The organism is Brachybacterium sp. NPDC056505, from assembly GCF_042794925.1.
In the GTDB taxonomy this organism is placed as follows: domain Bacteria; phylum Actinomycetota; class Actinomycetes; order Actinomycetales; family Dermabacteraceae; genus Brachybacterium; species Brachybacterium kimchii.
The window spans coordinates 1-15,426 of sequence record NZ_JBHTSV010000058.1; the positions used below are offsets into that span (position 1 = coordinate 1).

Annotated in this window: 12 protein-coding genes; 10 read left to right on the forward strand and 2 right to left on the reverse strand. The window is 70.1% G+C overall.

Annotated features, from left to right (window positions below; translation table 11 throughout):
* Window positions 1-448: 448 nt before the first annotated feature.
* Entirely contained in the window at window positions 449-2,155 is a 1,707-nt protein-coding gene (gene pgi, locus ACFQ53_RS17210; protein ID WP_377862041.1) for a glucose-6-phosphate isomerase, read from the reverse strand.
* A 286-nt stretch (window positions 2,156-2,441) separates the two neighbouring features.
* Between pgi and ACFQ53_RS17215 the strand changes: the two genes are divergently transcribed.
* From ACFQ53_RS17215 to ACFQ53_RS17245, 7 genes are all read left to right on the forward strand, one after another.
* A complete protein-coding gene (locus ACFQ53_RS17215) occupies window positions 2,442-4,085 on the forward strand; it encodes an ABC transporter substrate-binding protein (RefSeq protein ID WP_377862044.1) in 1,644 nt (547 codons plus the stop codon).
* A 202-nt stretch (window positions 4,086-4,287) separates the two neighbouring features.
* On the forward strand, window positions 4,288-5,217 hold the full coding sequence (locus tag ACFQ53_RS17220) for an ABC transporter permease (RefSeq protein ID WP_377862047.1): 930 nt from the start codon (window positions 4,288-4,290) through the stop codon (window positions 5,215-5,217).
* Entirely contained in the window at window positions 5,207-6,163 is a 957-nt protein-coding gene (locus tag ACFQ53_RS17225) for an ABC transporter permease (RefSeq protein WP_249480662.1), read from the forward strand. Before ACFQ53_RS17220 ends, ACFQ53_RS17225 begins: the two co-directional genes overlap by 11 nt.
* Window positions 6,160-8,115: an ABC transporter ATP-binding protein gene (locus tag ACFQ53_RS17230; RefSeq protein WP_377862051.1), complete on the forward strand. Its 1,956-nt coding sequence runs from the start codon at window positions 6,160-6,162 to the stop codon at window positions 8,113-8,115. The genes ACFQ53_RS17225 and ACFQ53_RS17230 overlap by 4 nt, the downstream gene beginning before the upstream one ends.
* Window positions 8,116-8,496: 381 nt before the next feature.
* On the forward strand, window positions 8,497-10,419 hold the full coding sequence (gene typA, locus ACFQ53_RS17235) for a translational GTPase TypA (protein ID WP_249480660.1): 1,923 nt from the start codon (window positions 8,497-8,499) through the stop codon (window positions 10,417-10,419).
* Entirely contained in the window at window positions 10,416-10,940 is a 525-nt protein-coding gene (locus ACFQ53_RS17240) for a hypothetical protein (RefSeq protein ID WP_377862055.1), read from the forward strand. Before typA ends, ACFQ53_RS17240 begins: the two co-directional genes overlap by 4 nt.
* A 6-nt stretch (window positions 10,941-10,946) precedes the next feature.
* Complete coding sequence (locus ACFQ53_RS17245; RefSeq protein WP_377862058.1) at window positions 10,947-11,561, forward strand: CDP-alcohol phosphatidyltransferase family protein; 615 nt, start codon at window positions 10,947-10,949, stop codon at window positions 11,559-11,561.
* Here ACFQ53_RS17245 and ACFQ53_RS17250 read toward each other — a convergent pair.
* A complete protein-coding gene (locus ACFQ53_RS17250) occupies window positions 11,503-11,844 on the reverse strand; it encodes an acetyltransferase (RefSeq protein ID WP_377862061.1) in 342 nt (113 codons plus the stop codon). The genes ACFQ53_RS17245 and ACFQ53_RS17250 overlap by 59 nt on opposite strands.
* 247 nt (window positions 11,845-12,091) lie before the next feature.
* On the opposite strand from ACFQ53_RS17250, the gene fdxA reads away from it, so the two are divergent.
* The 3 genes from fdxA to ACFQ53_RS17265 all read left to right on the forward strand — a co-directional run bounded on the left by fdxA (window position 12,092) and on the right by ACFQ53_RS17265 (window position 15,250).
* Window positions 12,092-12,418 (forward strand): ferredoxin, encoded by a 327-nt coding sequence (gene fdxA / locus ACFQ53_RS17255; RefSeq protein ID WP_249480656.1) that lies wholly within the window; start codon window positions 12,092-12,094, stop codon window positions 12,416-12,418.
* Between the two features lie 51 nt (window positions 12,419-12,469).
* Entirely contained in the window at window positions 12,470-13,657 is a 1,188-nt protein-coding gene (gene dapC / locus ACFQ53_RS17260; RefSeq protein ID WP_377862064.1) for a succinyldiaminopimelate transaminase, read from the forward strand.
* 195 nt (window positions 13,658-13,852) lie between these two features.
* The gene (locus ACFQ53_RS17265) at window positions 13,853-15,250 is read left to right on the forward strand and encodes a citrate synthase (protein WP_377862067.1); all 1,398 of its coding nucleotides are present in this window, start codon (window positions 13,853-13,855) and stop codon (window positions 15,248-15,250) included.
* The last annotated feature ends 176 nt before the right edge of the window (window positions 15,251-15,426 follow it).

The window sequence follows — 15,426 nt, forward strand, 5'->3', positions numbered from 1 at the left end:
TTGGTGCGCGGCGCCCCCCCAACCGGCGCGTGGTACCCACCGGTTGCCATGAGCGCTCATGGCAACCGTTTCGTACCACTCGAGGTGCGTCTGCCGACCAGGGCGTCTGCCGACCGGGGCGTCTGCCGACCGGGGCGCTGGGTGCAGCGCCCCCTCGAACCGACGAGAAGTACGAAATCGTTGCCAAGAGTGCTCATGGCAACGATTTCGTACTTGTCGAGGTGCGTGCCCCCAGCCGGCGGGGGCCGGGGGCCCCCTGCACGGACGGGGGGCGGGGGGCGTGGGCTCGGACAGGCTAATCACCCACCCCCACCCACCCCACGACAATCACTAATACCTCCCCAATCTTCCAAATGGCAACGATTTCGTACTTCTCGAGGTGCTTCCGCCGAGCCGGCGTCGGCCGGGGCACCGATGCACGGACGGCGCCCGGCGCCGGGCGCCGGGATCAGACGGTGCGGTGGTCCCGGTAGTAGCGGATCAGCTCGGCGGTCGAGGAGTCCTGGGCGCCGATGGCGGCATCGTCCCCGGCGACGGCGGGGGCGAGGTCCTTGGCGAGCTGCTTGCCGAGCTCCACGCCCCACTGGTCGAAGGAGTTGATGCCCCACACGGAGCCCTCCACGAAGGTGATGTGCTCGTACAGGGCGATCAGCTGGCCCAGCACGCTCGGGGTGAGCGAGGGCGCCATGATCGAGGTCGACGGGCGGTCGCCGGAGAACATGCGGGCGGCCACGAGCGGACCGTCGGTGCCCTCGGCGCGCACCTCCTCCCCGGTCTTGCCGAAGGCCAGGGCCTTGGTCTGCGCGAAGAAGTTCGCGAGGAACAGCTCGTGCACGTCCTGCTCGCCGTCCTTGAGCGGGCGCACGGGGTTCGCGAACGCGATGAAGTCCGCGGGGATGATCCGGGTGCCCTGGTGGATGAGCTGGTAGAAGGCGTGCTGCCCGTTGGTGCCGGGCTCGCCCCAGAAGACCTCGCCGGTCTCGGTGACCACGGTCGAGCCGTCCCAGCGCACCGACTTGCCGTTGGACTCCATGGTCAGCTGCTGGAGGTATGCGGGGAAGCGGTGCAGGTACTGGGAGTAGGGGAGGACCGCGTGTGTCTCCGCCTCCAGGAAGTTCACGTTCCAGATGTTCAGCAGACCCATGAGCAGCGGCACGTTCTGCGCGGCCGGGGCGGTGCGGAAGTGCTCGTCCATCGCGTGGAAGCCCGCGAGCAGCTCCTCGAAGGCCTCGGGGCCCAGGACCGTGGCGAGCACGGTGCCGATCGCGGAGTCCACGGAGTAGCGGCCGCCCACCCAGTTCCAGAAGCCGAAGGCATTGGCGGGGTCGATGCCGAAGGCCTCGACCTTGTCGAGCGCGGTCGAGACCGCGACGAAGTGCTTGGCCACGGCCTCCTTCTCCTGCTCGGCGGTGAGCCCGGCGTTCTCGCGCAGGCCGGCGAGCAGCCACTCGCGCACCAGGCGCGCGTTGGTGATCGTCTCGAGCGTCGTGAACGTCTTCGAGGCGACGACGACCAGGGTCGTCTCGGGGTCGAGGTCCGCGGTCGTCTCGTACGCGTCGGTCGGATCGATGTTCGAGATGAAGCGCGCCTGCAGACCCTCCTGGGCGAGCGGCTTGAGCGCCTCGTAGACCATGACGGGGCCGAGGTCGGAACCGCCGATGCCGATGTTCACGACGGTCTCGATCTTCTTGCCGGTCACGCCGGTCCACTCGCCCGAGCGGACCTTGCGGGCGAAGTCGTAGATGCGCGCGAGGGTCTCGTGGACGTCGTGGTCGACGTCCTGGCCGTCGACGACGAGCTCGGGGGAGGCGCCCTCGGGGCGGCGCAGCGCCGTGTGCAGCACGGCGCGGTCCTCGGTGGTGTTGATGTGCTCGCCGGCGAACATGGCGTCGCGGCGCGCGAGCACGCCGGTCTGCTCGGCGAGGTGCAGCAGCAGCTCCACGGTCTCCGGGGTCACGAGGTTCTTCGAGAGGTCCACGTGCAGGTCGGCGGCGTCGTGGGTGAGGCGCTCGGCGCGCTGCGGGTCCTGCTCGAACCACTCGCGCAGCGAGCCGTCGAGCGACTCGTCGTGCGCGAGGAGCTGCTCCCAGGCGTCCGTCGTCGTGGGGTCGACGGGCGCGTCCTGCGGTGTCTGCGTGTTCTGTGCGGAAGTCATGGACCCATTGTCGCTCGCGAGGCCGCGCCCGTGCGAGGCGGGGGAGCCCGATGTGGGAACTCAGTCCCCTCGGCCTGCTTCCCGGCATCTCCCCGGCGTCGACCGGCGGACGGGGCAGTGACCGTATCGTGACCAATGGATGGACACTTCTTGCGCTATGCACCCCGTCACGTCGTGCACACTGGAGGATGCGCGCCACGATCCGCATGGATCCCCAGAGCGCGACCCCGCACGGAGATCCGACCGCAGACGCGGCCGCGGCATCCCATGACACTAAGGAGTGTCCATGTCCATCTCGCGACGTTCGATGATCCTCGGCACCGGTGCCGCCGGCACCGCCGCGCTCGCCCTGTCCGCCTGCGGCGGCGGGAGCGACAGCGGCGATGGCGGCTCCGGCGGCGGCTCGGGCGATCCGGTCTACGCCAACGAGACCGAGCCCCAGAACCCGCTGATCCCGACCAACACCAATGAGGTGGGCGGCGGCCGCATCATCACCTCGGTCTTCGCGGGCCTCGTCTACTACAAGGCCGACGGCACGGTCGAGAACGACGTCGCCGACTCGATCGAGTCCGACGACAACCAGACCTGGACCATCAAGGTCAAGGACGGCCAGAAGTTCTCCGACGACTCGCCCGTGACCGCGAAGTCCTTCGTCGACGCCTGGAACTTCGGCGCGAACACCAAGAACGCCCAGCTCAGCCAGAGCTTCTTCGAGCCCATCGAGGGCTTCGACAAGGTCAGCGCCGACAAGGCCACCGGCAAGGAGACCCTCTCGGGCCTCAAGGTCGTCGATGACCTGACCTTCACCGTCAAGCTCGTCTCCGAGCAGTCGGACTTCCCCAACCGCCTGGGCTACAGCGCATACTCGCCGCTGCCCGAGTCGTTCTACGACGACACGAAGTCCTTCGGGGAGAAGCCGGTCTCCAACGGCCCGTACATGGTCGACACCTGGGACCACGACCAGCAGATCGTGCTCGTGCCCAACGACAAGTACGACGGCCCCCGCAAGGCGAAGAACGCCGGCGTGACCTTCACGATCTACTCGTCGGACGACACCATGTACGGCGACCTGGAGTCCGGCGAGGTCGACGTCACCGACCTCATCCCGACCTCGGCGCTGTCGAGCTACCAGGACACCCTGGGCGACCGCGCGGTCAACGATCCCGGCGCCGTCTTCCAGTCCTTCACGATCGCGCAGAACGACCCGAATTTCTCGGGCGAGGCCGGCAAGCTGCGCCGCAAGGCCATCTCCCGGGCGATCAACCGCAAGCAGATCTGCGACAAGCTCTTCTACGGCACCCGCACCCCCGCCACGGACTTCATCGCCCCGGTGATCCCCGGCGGCGGCGAGAAGGACATCCCGGGCGCCGAGGTGCTCGAGTTCGACGAGGCCGAGGCGAAGAAGCTCTGGGAGCAGGCGGAGAAGAAGCAGCCTTTCAAGGGCGAGTTCACCCTCGCCTACAACGCCGACGCCCCGCACAAGGACTGGGTCGACGCCGTGTGCAACTCCATTGCCAACACCCTGGGCATCACCGCCAAGGGCAAGCCGTTCCCGGCCTTCGGCGACTTCCGCGAGCAGATCACCAAGCGCGAGCTCAAGGGCGCGTTCCGCTCCGGCTGGCAGGCCGACTACCCCTCGGCCTACAACTTCCTGGGCCCCCTCTACTCCTCGGCCGCGGCCGACGGCAAGGGCTCGAACGACGGCGACTACAAGAACCCCGAGTTCGACGACCTGCTCAAGGAAGGGCTCTCGGCGGCCGACGAGAACGCGGCGATCGAGAAGTACAAGGCGGCCGAGGCGATCCTCATGGAGGACCTGCCGGCGATCCCGCTGTGGTACCAGAACACCTTCGGCGGCTTCTCCGAGAACGTCTCCGACGTGAAGTACGGCTGGGACACCGTCCCGCTGTACTACGCGATCACCAAGTGATCGACGGAGCTGCGCGCATCCGCTGATGCCGGGGCGGGAGGGGCACGGAGCCCTTCCCGCCCCGAGGTCCGTCCAGGACCGTCGGCACCGGCCCGGCCCCGCGTCGGCCCGGCCGCGGCCATCAGCGGCCCCGTGCGAGCGCTCCGGCCAACTTCCCCGGGACGGCGATCGTCGTCCTCTCCCATCAACCTGAGGTGACCCAGTGATCTGGTACATCGGGCGGCGACTGCTGCAGATGATCCCCGTCTTCCTCGGCGCGACCCTGCTGATCTACGTCATGGCGTTCTACGCGGGCGGCGATCCGATCCAGGCGATCATGGGCGACAAGCCCCTCTCGCCGGCCGTGCAGGACCAGCTCCGATCGCAGTACAACCTGGACAAGCCGCTCATCGTGCAGTGGCTGATCTACGTGGGGAAGGTGGTGCGCGGCGACTTCGGCGTCGGCTTCAACGGCCGACCGATCATCGAGCAGATCCGCGACGCGTTCCCCGTGACCTTCCGCCTTGCGATCATCGCGGTCGTCTTCGAGACCGTCCTGGGCATCGTCGCCGGCGTCATCTCGGGCCTCAAGAAGGGCACCTGGATCGACACCACGCTGCTCATGGTCTCGCTCCTGGTGATCGCGGTCCCCACCTTCGTGATCGGCTTCGTCGCCCAGTTCACCCTCGGGGTGAAGCTCGGGGTGGTGCCCGTGAACGTCGGACGCGACGCGAGCCTCCAGAACCTCCTGCTGCCAGGGTTCGTGCTCGGCGTCGTCTCCTTCGCGTACGTGCTGAGACTGACCCGGACCTCGATCACCGAGGTCGCGACGGCCGACCACGTGCGCACCGCGACCGCCAAGGGGCTCTCGCGGACCGGCGTGATCTCCAAGCACATCATGCGCAACTCGCTGATCCCCGTGGTGACGTTCATCGGCGCCGACCTCGGCTCCCTCATGGGCGGCGCGATCGTCACCGAGCGCATCTTCAACATCCACGGCATCGGATCGGTGCTCTACCAGGCGATCAACAAGTCCGAGAGTCCCGTGATCGTCTCCGTGGTCACGATCATGGTGATGATCTTCCTGCTCACCAACCTCATCGTGGACCTGCTCTACGCCGTGCTCGACCCGAGGATCCGCCATGCGAAGTGATCACAGCTCCCGCACCCTGCGCCCGGCCGACGCGCACTTCGTCGCGCCCCTGGACGAGACGCCGCTGCGCGAGGTCGACGCGGTGGACACCACCGCCGCGCCCCGCTCGATGTGGGGCGAGGCCGCGCACAACCTGATCCGCAACCCCGTGTTCGTGATCTCCGCCCTGCTGATCCTGATCCTGCTGTTCATCGCGGCGTTCCCCGGGCTCTTCACCGACTACGACCCCACCAAGGGCGACCTCGGGGTCTCCAACCAGAAGCCGGGCGACGGCCACCTGCTGGGCACGACCGTCCAGGGGTACGACGTCTGGGCGCGCATCCTCTACGGAACCCGCACCTCGCTGAGCGTCGGCTTCTTCGCCATGGTCATCTCCACCGTCATCGGCGTGGTCATCGGCGCCTTCGCCGGCTACGTGGGCGGCTGGATCGACGAGGTCCTCTCCCGCGTCACCGAGATCTTCTTCGCGCTGCCGCTCGTGCTCGGCGCGATCGTCGCCTTCACCGCTCTCAGCAGCGGGGTCAGCACCTTCACGATCGCCCTGATCCTCGCGGTCTTCGGCTGGACGAACATCGCCCGCATCACCCGCGGCGCCGTGCTCTCGGTCAAGAGCCAGGACTTCGTGACGGCCTCGACCGCACTGGGCGCGGGGAGGCTCACGAACCTCGCCAAGCACGTGCTGCCCAACGCGATCGCCCCGGTGATCGTCACGGCCACCGTGAACCTGGGCGTGTTCATCGTCGCCCAGGCGACCCTGTCCTACCTCGGGCTCGGCAACGGCTCGATCTCGTGGGGCAGTGACATCTCGGACGCCCAGCCCGCGCTGCGCAACAACCCGATGATGCTGTTCTACCCGTCAGTGGCGCTCGCGATCTGCGTGCTGAGCTTCATCATGCTCGGCGACGCCGTCCGCGACGCCCTGGACCCCAAGGCGAGGAAGCGATGAGCGCCACCACTGCACCCCGAACGGGCGACCAGCCCGCGAGCGCCGAGGCCGGCGCTCTGCTCGAGATCCGCGACCTCGACATCACGTTCACGACCGGCAGCGGGCCCGTGCACGCCGTGCGCGGCGCGAACCTCGAGGTCTATCCGGGCGAGACCGTCGCGATCGTCGGCGAGTCCGGCTCGGGCAAGTCGACGACCGCGATGAGCATCGCCCGTCTGCTGCCCAGCAACGGCAGCGTCACCGGCGGCTCGATCCGCTTCGACGGCAAGGACATCACCTCCGTGCCGCTCGGCCAGATCCGCGCGCTGCGCGGCAGGGAGATCGGACTGGTCCCGCAGGACCCCATGAGCAACCTCAACCCGCTGTGGAAGGTCGGCGCGCAGATCGACGAGGCGCTCGCCGCCAACGGCATGGCCAAGGGGGCCGCGGCGAAGAAGCGCACCGTCGAGCTGCTCGAGGAGGCGGGCCTGCCCGACGCCGAGCGCCGCGCCGGTCAGTACCCGCACGAGTTCTCCGGCGGCATGCGCCAGCGCGCCCTGATCGCCATGGGCCTCGCCGCCCGTCCGCGGCTGCTCATCGCCGACGAGCCGACGAGCGCCCTGGACGTCACCGTCCAGCAGCAGATCCTCGACCACCTCGACACCCTGACCGCCGAGCTCGGCGTCGCGGTGCTGCTGATCACCCACGACCTGGGCCTGGCCGCCGAGCGCGCCCAGCACCTGGTCGTGATGTACAAGGGGCAGATCGTCGAGTCCGGCCCCGCGCTGCAGATCCTCCAGGAGCCGCAGCACCCGTACACGAAGCGGCTGATCGCCGCGGCGCCCTCGCTGGCCTCGCGACGACTGGTCTCGACCAAGAGCGGCGACGCGCAGGACGCGAAGCAGCAGGCGGCGCCCGCTGCGGCCGGCGGATCCGCCGCGGTGTCCGAGAAGGCTTCCGCTGCGAACACCCCTGTCGACGGTGACGCCCCTGCCGATGGCGCAGGGTCCCGCGCCGATGCTGCGCGCAGTGGCGAGGACACGGTGATCAGCGTCCAGAACCTCACCAAGGTCTTCCCGCTGCGCGGGAAGGTGCCGTGGAGGACGACGCCCTTCACCGCCGTCGACGACGTCTCCTTCGACCTGCGCCGCGGCACGACCACGGCCATCGTGGGGGAGTCCGGCTCCGGGAAGTCGACCGTCGCCCAGATGGTGCTCCGCCTGCTCGAGCCCACCTCGGGCCGCGTGCTGTTCGAGGGCCGGGACGTCGCCGGCATGAAGGGGAAGGAGATGATGGCGCTGCGCCGCCGCGTGCAGCCGATCTTCCAGAACCCCTACGGGACCCTCGACCCGATGTACTCGATCTTCCGCACGATCGAGGAGCCGCTGCGCCTGCACGGCATCGGGGACGCGAAGTCCCGGGAGGCGAAGGTCCGCGACCTGCTCGACAAGGTCGCCCTGCCGGCCTCGATGATGCGCCGCTATCCCAACGAGCTCTCGGGCGGGCAGCGCCAGAGGATCGCGATCGCCCGTGCGCTCGCCCTGGACCCCGAGGTCGTCGTGTGCGACGAGGCGGTCTCCGCCCTCGACGTGCTGGTCCAGGACCAGGTGCTTCACCTGCTCAACGACCTGCAGTCCGAGCTGGGGCTGTCCTACCTGTTCATCACCCACGATCTCGCCGTCGTGCGCCAGATCGCCGATCACACGGTGGTGATGGAGAAGGGCCGCGTCGTCGAGCACGGCTCGACCGATGCCGTCTTCCACGACCCGCAGCAGGAGTACACCAAGCGACTTCTCGCGGCGATCCCCGGCGGCTCGATCCCGCTCGCGGGCGCCGAGACCATCGAGGTGGACGTCGACACGGAGGTCCCCGAGGCGGACGGCGCCCGGGGCGGTGACCGCGACGGGACCGATGCCCATCACCCGCTGGGCGGTGACCCCGAGGATCCCTTCAGCGGGACCGGGCACGTCTGATCCGGAGTGATCCCGGTCGAATGACCTCGGCCGGATCATCCCGGTCGAATCATCCCGGTCGAGTGATCTCGGCCGGATGATCCGGGCCGAGCGATCCCGTCCGAGCCCGATCTGCCCGCGCCGCCCCGTGCGGCTCCACCGGCGGCCCGCCGCGCTCCGCGAGGAGGCGGCGGGCCGTCGGCCGTGGACGCCTCTGCGCGGCGTGTCCAAGCGCACCTGGGGATCGGCCCCGTCGGACGGTAGAATCTCTCCGGCGCATCGTGTCCGCACGCCCCGGACCCTCGTGCACGAGCCTCCTCGCGGAGGCCGGTGCCGGGAATGCCGCGGGGCGGCGACGTGAGGAGTGCGCCGCCTTCCGACGACGAATCGAGCAGCCCCCGCATGTCCCTCCAGCACCGCACCGACCTGCGCAATGTCGCTATCGTCGCCCACGTCGACCACGGCAAGACCACCCTCGTGGATGCCATGCTCACGCAGGGCGGCGCCCTCGGCGAGCGCGACAAGCACGACGACCGCGCCATGGACTCCGGTGAGCTCGAGCGCGAGAAGGGCATCACGATCCTCGCCAAGAACACCGCGATCCGGTACCACGGACCGTCGGCTGCGGCGAACGGCGAGCCCGACGGCATCACCATCAACGTCATCGACACCCCCGGCCACGCCGACTTCGGCGGCGAGGTCGAGCGCGGACTCTCGATGGTCGACGGCGTGGTGCTCCTCGTGGACGCCTCCGAGGGACCGCTCCCGCAGACCCGCTTCGTGCTGCGCAAGGCGCTCGCCGCGAAGCTCCCCGTGATCCTCGTGGTCAACAAGGTCGACCGCCCCGACGCCCGCATCGAGGAGGTCGTCGGGGAGTCGACCGACCTGCTGCTGGGCCTCGCCTCCGACCTCTCCGACGAGGTCCCGGACCTCGACCTCGACGCCGTCCTCGACGTGCCCGTCGTCTACGCCTCGGGCAAGGCCGGCCGCGCCGATCTCGAGCAGCCGGCCGACGGCGAGCTCCCGGCGTCCGAGAACGTCGAGCCCCTGTTCAAGACCATCATCGAGTCGATCCCCGCGCCGAGCTACGACGACGAGATGCCGCTGCAGGCGCACGTCACCAACCTCGACGCCTCGCCCTTCCTCGGCCGCCTCGCGCTGCTGCGCGTCAAGAGCGGCGAGCTCACCAAGGGCCAGCAGGTCGCCTGGTGCACGCGCCACGGCGAGACGAAGACCGTGAAGATCACCGAGCTGCTGGAGACCAAGGGGCTCGCCCGCGAGCCCATGACCCGCACGGCGCACCCGGGCGACATCGTCGCGGTCGCCGGCATCCCCGACATCATGATCGGCGAGACCCTCACCGATGTCGAGGACCCGCGCCCGCTGCCGCTGATCACGGTCGACGACCCGGCGATCTCCATGACCATCGGCATCAACACCTCCCCGCTGGCCGGCAAGAACGGCAAGGGCCACAAGCTCACCGCCCGCCAGGTCAAGGACCGCCTCGACGCCGAGCTCGTGGGCAACGTGTCCCTGAAGATCCTGCCCACCGAGCGCCCCGACGCCTGGGAGGTCCAGGGCCGCGGCGAGCTCGCGCTCGCGATCCTCGTCGAGCAGATGCGCCGCGAGGGCTTCGAGCTCACCGTGGGCAAGCCCCGCGTGCTGACCCGCGAGATCGACGGCAAGACCTGTGAGCCCGTCGAGCGGATGACCATCGACGTGCCCGAGGAGTACCTGGGCGCCGTGACCCAGCTGATGGCCTCCCGCAAGGGCCGCATGGAGACCATGAGCAACCACGGCTCCGGCTGGGTGCGCATGGAGTTCCTGGTGCCCTCGCGCGGCCTCATCGGCTTCCGCACCCGTTTCCTCACGGAGACCCGCGGCAACGGCATCGCCTCCTCCTACGCCGACGGGTTCGAGCCCTGGATGGGCCACATCGAGTTCCGCACCTCGGGCTCGCTGGTCGCCGACCGCGCGGGCGTCGTGACGCCGTACGCGATGATCAACCTCCAGGAGCGCGGCTCCTTCTTCGTCGAGCCCACGAGCGAGGTCTACGAGGGCCAGATCGTCGGCGAGAACTCGCGCGCCGAGGACATGGACGTCAACATCACCAAGGAGAAGAAGCTGACGAACATGCGCGCAGCCTCCTCCGAGGCGTTCGAGAACCTCGTGCCGCCGCGCAAGCTCACCCTCGAGGAGTCCCTCGAGTTCGCGAACCAGGACGAGTGCGTCGAGGTCACCCCCGAGATCGTCCGCATCCGCAAGGTCGCCCTCAGCGCCCAGGAGCGCTCCAAGCTGCGCGGGAAGACCAAGGGCACGGCGTGACCCCAGGCCCCGCCGGACGCGCGACGCCGGGGACCCCCGTGCGCACCGCGCCGGGGGCCTCCGGGCGCACGGCGTCGGGGACCGCCTCGATCGCGGCCAGGATCTCCCAGGTCATCGCCGCGATCGTGGTGGCCGTGGTCTCCGTGCTCCTGCTGGTGACGATGCACCGCCTGCAGCTCACGGTCGCGGGCGTCGACCTCCCCGTGGGGCTCGTGTTCGGCGCCGTCTTCCAGTTCGCCGCCTCGACCTTCCTGTGGGCCGCGACCGGCGCGCGGCTGCCCGTGGTGGTGCTCGGCTGCATCTGGGGCCTGATGGTGCTCCCCTTCGCGGGCACGAGCCCCGGCGGGGGAGTGCTGATGCCCGCCGTCATCGCGCAGAAGGCGCAGATCTCCGGCTGGATCGTGCAGGGCATCGGCATCGTCGTGCCCTTCGTGTTCCTGGGCATCCAGCACCTCGCCTCGAGGCGGACCCGCCCGACGGGCGGGTCGGGCTCGGCGGGCTCCGTCGGCCGACGGGTCTGAGCGGGCGTGGAGGCCCCCGGCCCTCGCCGCTCCGCCGTGCCCCGCGGGGCGCGGCGCCCCGACTGGGCGACGATCCCCAACGCGGTCACCCTGCTGCGCTTCCTGCTGCTGGTGCCCGTGTGCGTGCTGCTGGTGGACGGCGGTCCCGACCCGCTCGCCGTGGTCCTGCTGCTCGTCTGGGCGCTCACGGACTGGGTCGACGGGCTGCTGGCCCGCGCCCTGCACCAGACCAGCCGCACCGGCGCGATCATCGATCCGATCGCCGACCGGCTGGGCCTGGTGGGCGTGGTCCTCTCGCTCGCCCTCGCCGGGGTCCTCTCGTGGATCCCCCTGGGCGTGATCGCCCTCGTGGACATCGTCCTGCTCGCGCTCGCCGGCCGCACCGCCGCCGGGGGCGCGCTGCCCGTCTCGCGGGTCGGGAAGGCACGCACCGCGGTGCTGATGTCGGCCGTGTTCCTGCTGGCCGCCGCGGCCGCGTGGCTGCCCGCGGCGATCCCGGCGCTGCGCGTGCTCGTGTGGATCGGCGTGCTGCTGCACGTGATCGCCGGCGTCGGCTACCTGCTCAGCGCCCTGCGCCACCGCGGCGGCGGGGAGGATCGGGCACCGGCCTGGCGGCGGTGACCAGACCCCGCACCACCCGATCGCTGCCCCGCTTCGTCGCGATCGTGACCGTGTCCTCGTCGACGTCCTCGACGACGCCCAGCGCATCGGTCATCCCCTCGCCGTGCGGCGCCGCGCTGCGGTCGATCGCATAGCGCACCACCACGCGCGTCCCCACCTGCAGGAAGGGCGCCCAGCCCGGACGAGGACGCCGAGCAGGGCCCGGGGACGCACCGCCATCGGCAGCGGGATGGTCGCCGGGCGTCGCGCCGGGTGGGGGATCCGGGGAGTGCTCCTGGGCCATGACTCCAGGCTATCGGCGGGAGCCGCCTCGATGTCGACCTCGTCACCTGCGCGCCGGAGGGCGGGCTGTGCGCCGCGGAGGCACGGGCGACGGTGACATGATGGGGACGGCTCCCTCGCCCCGGGAGCCCGAGAACATCCTGGGACCATCGCGTCGGCCCGCTCCGGCGCCGCACCCGCCCCGGCCGCGGCCGGGAGCGAGCACAGCCCCGGCCGTCGCCCGGTCCCTGCCCTGGAAGGATCGCTGCATGACGTACGTCATCGCCCTGCCCTGCGTGGACGTGAAGGACAGGGCATGCGTGGACGAATGCCCCGTGGACTGCATCTACGAGGGCACCAGGTCGCTGTACATCCAGCCCGACGAATGCGTGGACTGCGGCGCCTGCGAACCCGTGTGCCCGGTCGAGGCGATCTTCTACGAGGACGACCTCCCGGACGAGTGGGCCGACTACTACAAGGCCAACGTCGAGTTCTTCGACGAGCTCGGCGCCCCCGGCGGCGCTGCGAAGATGGGCGTCATCGACAAGGACCATCCGCTCATCGAAGCGCTCCCGCCGAACCCGAACGACGCGTGACGCGACCCCTGCGCTGAGCGACCCGGGACGCAGTCCGGAAAGAAGGATCTGATGGTGCAGCACCGTCCGTCGGCCCCGCGCGAGCCCCTGGCCGCGCGCCTGCCCGCCTTCCCCTGGGACTCCCTCGAGGAGGCCAAGCGCGTGGCGAGCGCCCACCAGGGCGGACTCGTCGACCTGTCCGTCGGCACGCCCGTCGACCCGACCCCCGCGCGCGTGCAGCAGGCGCTGCGCGAGGCGTCGGACGCCCACGGGTACCCGACCACCATCGGCACCCCGGCGCTGCGCGATGCGCTCGTGGACTTCGTGGTGAGGCGCCGCGGAGCCGGCGCCGACGGCGGGTCCGACGGTGCAGCGGCCATCGGCCACGAGCACGTGCTGCCGACCGTCGGCTCCAAGGAGCTCGTCGCCCACCTCCCCTTCCAGCTCGGCATCGGTGCGGACGGCGCCGTCGCCTTCCCCCACATCGCCTACCCGACCTACGACATGGGCGCGCGCTTCGTGGGTGCCCGCAGCGTCCCCGTCGACATGGAGCGCCTGGCCGCCGAGGGCGACGCCGCGATCACGGCCGAGGACCTCGAGCGGATCGGCCTGCTGTGGCTGAACTCCCCGGGGAACCCCACCGGAGAGGTCCTGGACGTCGAGCAGCTGCGCAGCATCGTCTCCTGGGCGCGCGAGCGGGGCGTCATCGTCGCCTCCGACGAGTGCTACGCCCTGCTGCCCTGGGACGTCGAGGAGGTGCCCTCGATTCTGGACCCGCGCGTGCACGGCGGCGACCTCACCGGCCTGCTCTGCGTGTACTCGCTCTCGAAGCAGTCGAACCTCGCGGGCTACCGGGCGGCGTTCGTCGCCGGCGACCCGGAGCTCGTGGGCGAGCTCACCGCCATCCGCAAGCAGGCCGGGATGATGCTGCCCACTCCCGTGCAGATCGCCATGACGACCGCGCTCGCCGACGACGACGCCGTGCGCGCCCAGCACGGCGTCTACCGTGCCCGCCGCACCGCGCTCCGCGAGGCCGTCGAGGGCTTCGGCGGCGAGATCCACGGGTCGCGCGCGGGGCTGTACCTCTGGACCGCTTTCGGCGAGGACTCCATGGCCAGCGTCCACGAACTCGCGAAGCTGGGAATCCTCTGCGCCCCCGGAATGTTCTATGGTGAGGCGGGAGAGCGCTTCGTCCGCATCGCGCTGACAGCGAGCGACGAACGGATCTCCGCAGCGGTCGAGCGGCTCACCCGCCGCTGACCCGCCACCGGGACCCGCGGGCCACGTCGGCCCCGGCCCGGACCCGCACCCGACCGCACCGGTCCCCGGACCGGGCCAACCCCCGGGACGCGCCCCGCGTCCCCCGCACGACCATCGGGACGCGTCACGTGTCCCGCCGCACGACCCAGGGTCGCCCGTCGGCCCCCACCGACGCCGATGCACAACGGAGAGCACATGAACAACGCGACGCCGACTGCCCGCCTCACCCACCGCGACCAGGATCTGGACCTTCCCTTCGTCGAGGCCGTCGAGGGCAACAGCGGCATCAGCATCGCCCCGCTGCGCAAGCAGACCGGCGACGTCACCTACGACCCGGGCTTCATGAACACGGCGAACACGAAGTCGTCGATCACCTACATCGACGGCGACGAGGGCATCCTGCGCTACCGCGGCTACCCGATCGAGCAGCTCGCCGAGCACTCCAGCTACCTCGAGGTCGCCTACCTGCTCATCAACGGCGAGCTGCCCACCCAGGGCCAGCTCGACAACTTCGTGTCCTCCGTCGAGCGGCGCACCCTGCTCGACGAGCGCTTCAAGAGCCTGTTCGACGGCTTCCCCCGCGACGCCCATCCGATGGCCGTCATGCAGGCCGGCGTCTCCGCGCTCTCGACCTTCTACCAGGACTCCCTCGACCCGTTCGACGAGGACCAGGTGCGTCTGAGCAGCTACCGCCTGCTGGCCAAGGTGCCCACGATGGCCGCCTACGCCTACCGCGTCAGCAAGGGCCACGCCCTGCTGTACCCGGACAACCAGCTCTCCCTCATCGAGAACTTCCTGCGGCTGACCTTCGGGTTCCCCGTCGAGAAGTACATCGCCGACCCGGTCGTGGTGCGTGCCCTCGAGCAGCTGCTCATCCTGCACGCCGACCACGAGCAGAACTGCTCGGCCTCCGCCGTGCGACTCGTCGGCTCCGCGCAGGCGAACCTCTTCACGTCGATCTCCGCCGGCATCGGCGCCCTCTCCGGTCCCGCCCACGGCGGCGCGAACGCGGCCGTGATGGAGATGCTCGACGAGATCAGCGAGCGCGGCATGGATCCCAAGGACTTCATGGAGCGTGTGAAGAACAAGGAGGACGGCATCCGCCTGATGGGCTTCGGGCACCGGGTCTACAAGAACTACGATCCGCGCGCGAAGTTCGTCAAGAAGATCGCCGACGACGTCCTGGAGCGCCTGGGCATCCACGACGAGCGCCTCGACCTCGCCATGCAGCTCGAGGAGATCGCGCTGAAGGACGACTACTTCGTGGAGCGCAAGCTCTACCCGAACGTCGACTTCTACACCGGCATCATCTACAAGGCGATGGGCTTCCCCACGCAGATGTTCACGGTGCTCTTCGCGATCGGCCGCATGCCCGGCTGGATCGCGCAGTGGAACGAGATGATCCACGATCCGGAGACGAAGATCGGCCGCCCCCGCCAGATCTACACCGGCTCCGAGCTGCGCGAGTACGCCCCGATGCCCGAGCGCACCGGCACCACCGAGATCCGCCTCGAGCAGCTCCAGGCCGAGCTCGAGGCCGAGCGCCGCGCCCAGCAGGAGCGCATCGCACAGGAGCGCCGCCAGGACCACTGAGCGGGTCGGGGCCTCGCCGTCGGCCGCGGGGTGTGGGCACCTGAGCTGGGGTCGTCGCACCTCGAGGGGGCTGATGTCCCGTTGCCCGAGACGGCTGCACTGACCCTTGCCGCGGCGCTGACGTGTCGCGCAGCGGCATATAGCGGACGCCTCTGCCATATGTCTCTTATACACAT

Coding starts and splice junctions, on each gene's coding strand:
- fdxA (WP_249480656.1), top strand. CDS start 12,092: ATGACGTACGTCATCGCCCTGCCCTGCGTGGACGTGAAGGACAGGGCA.
- ACFQ53_RS17230 (WP_377862051.1), top strand. CDS start 6,160: ATGAGCGCCACCACTGCACCCCGAACGGGCGACCAGCCCGCGAGCGCC.
- pgi (WP_377862041.1), bottom strand. CDS start 2,155: ATGACTTCCGCACAGAACACGCAGACACCGCAGGACGCGCCCGTCGAC.
- typA (WP_249480660.1), top strand. CDS start 8,497: ATGTCCCTCCAGCACCGCACCGACCTGCGCAATGTCGCTATCGTCGCC.
- dapC (WP_377862064.1), top strand. CDS start 12,470: ATGGTGCAGCACCGTCCGTCGGCCCCGCGCGAGCCCCTGGCCGCGCGC.
- ACFQ53_RS17265 (WP_377862067.1), top strand. CDS start 13,853: ATGAACAACGCGACGCCGACTGCCCGCCTCACCCACCGCGACCAGGAT.
- ACFQ53_RS17225 (WP_249480662.1), top strand. CDS start 5,207: ATGCGAAGTGATCACAGCTCCCGCACCCTGCGCCCGGCCGACGCGCAC.
- ACFQ53_RS17250 (WP_377862061.1), bottom strand. CDS start 11,844: ATGGCCCAGGAGCACTCCCCGGATCCCCCACCCGGCGCGACGCCCGGC.
- ACFQ53_RS17215 (WP_377862044.1), top strand. CDS start 2,442: ATGTCCATCTCGCGACGTTCGATGATCCTCGGCACCGGTGCCGCCGGC.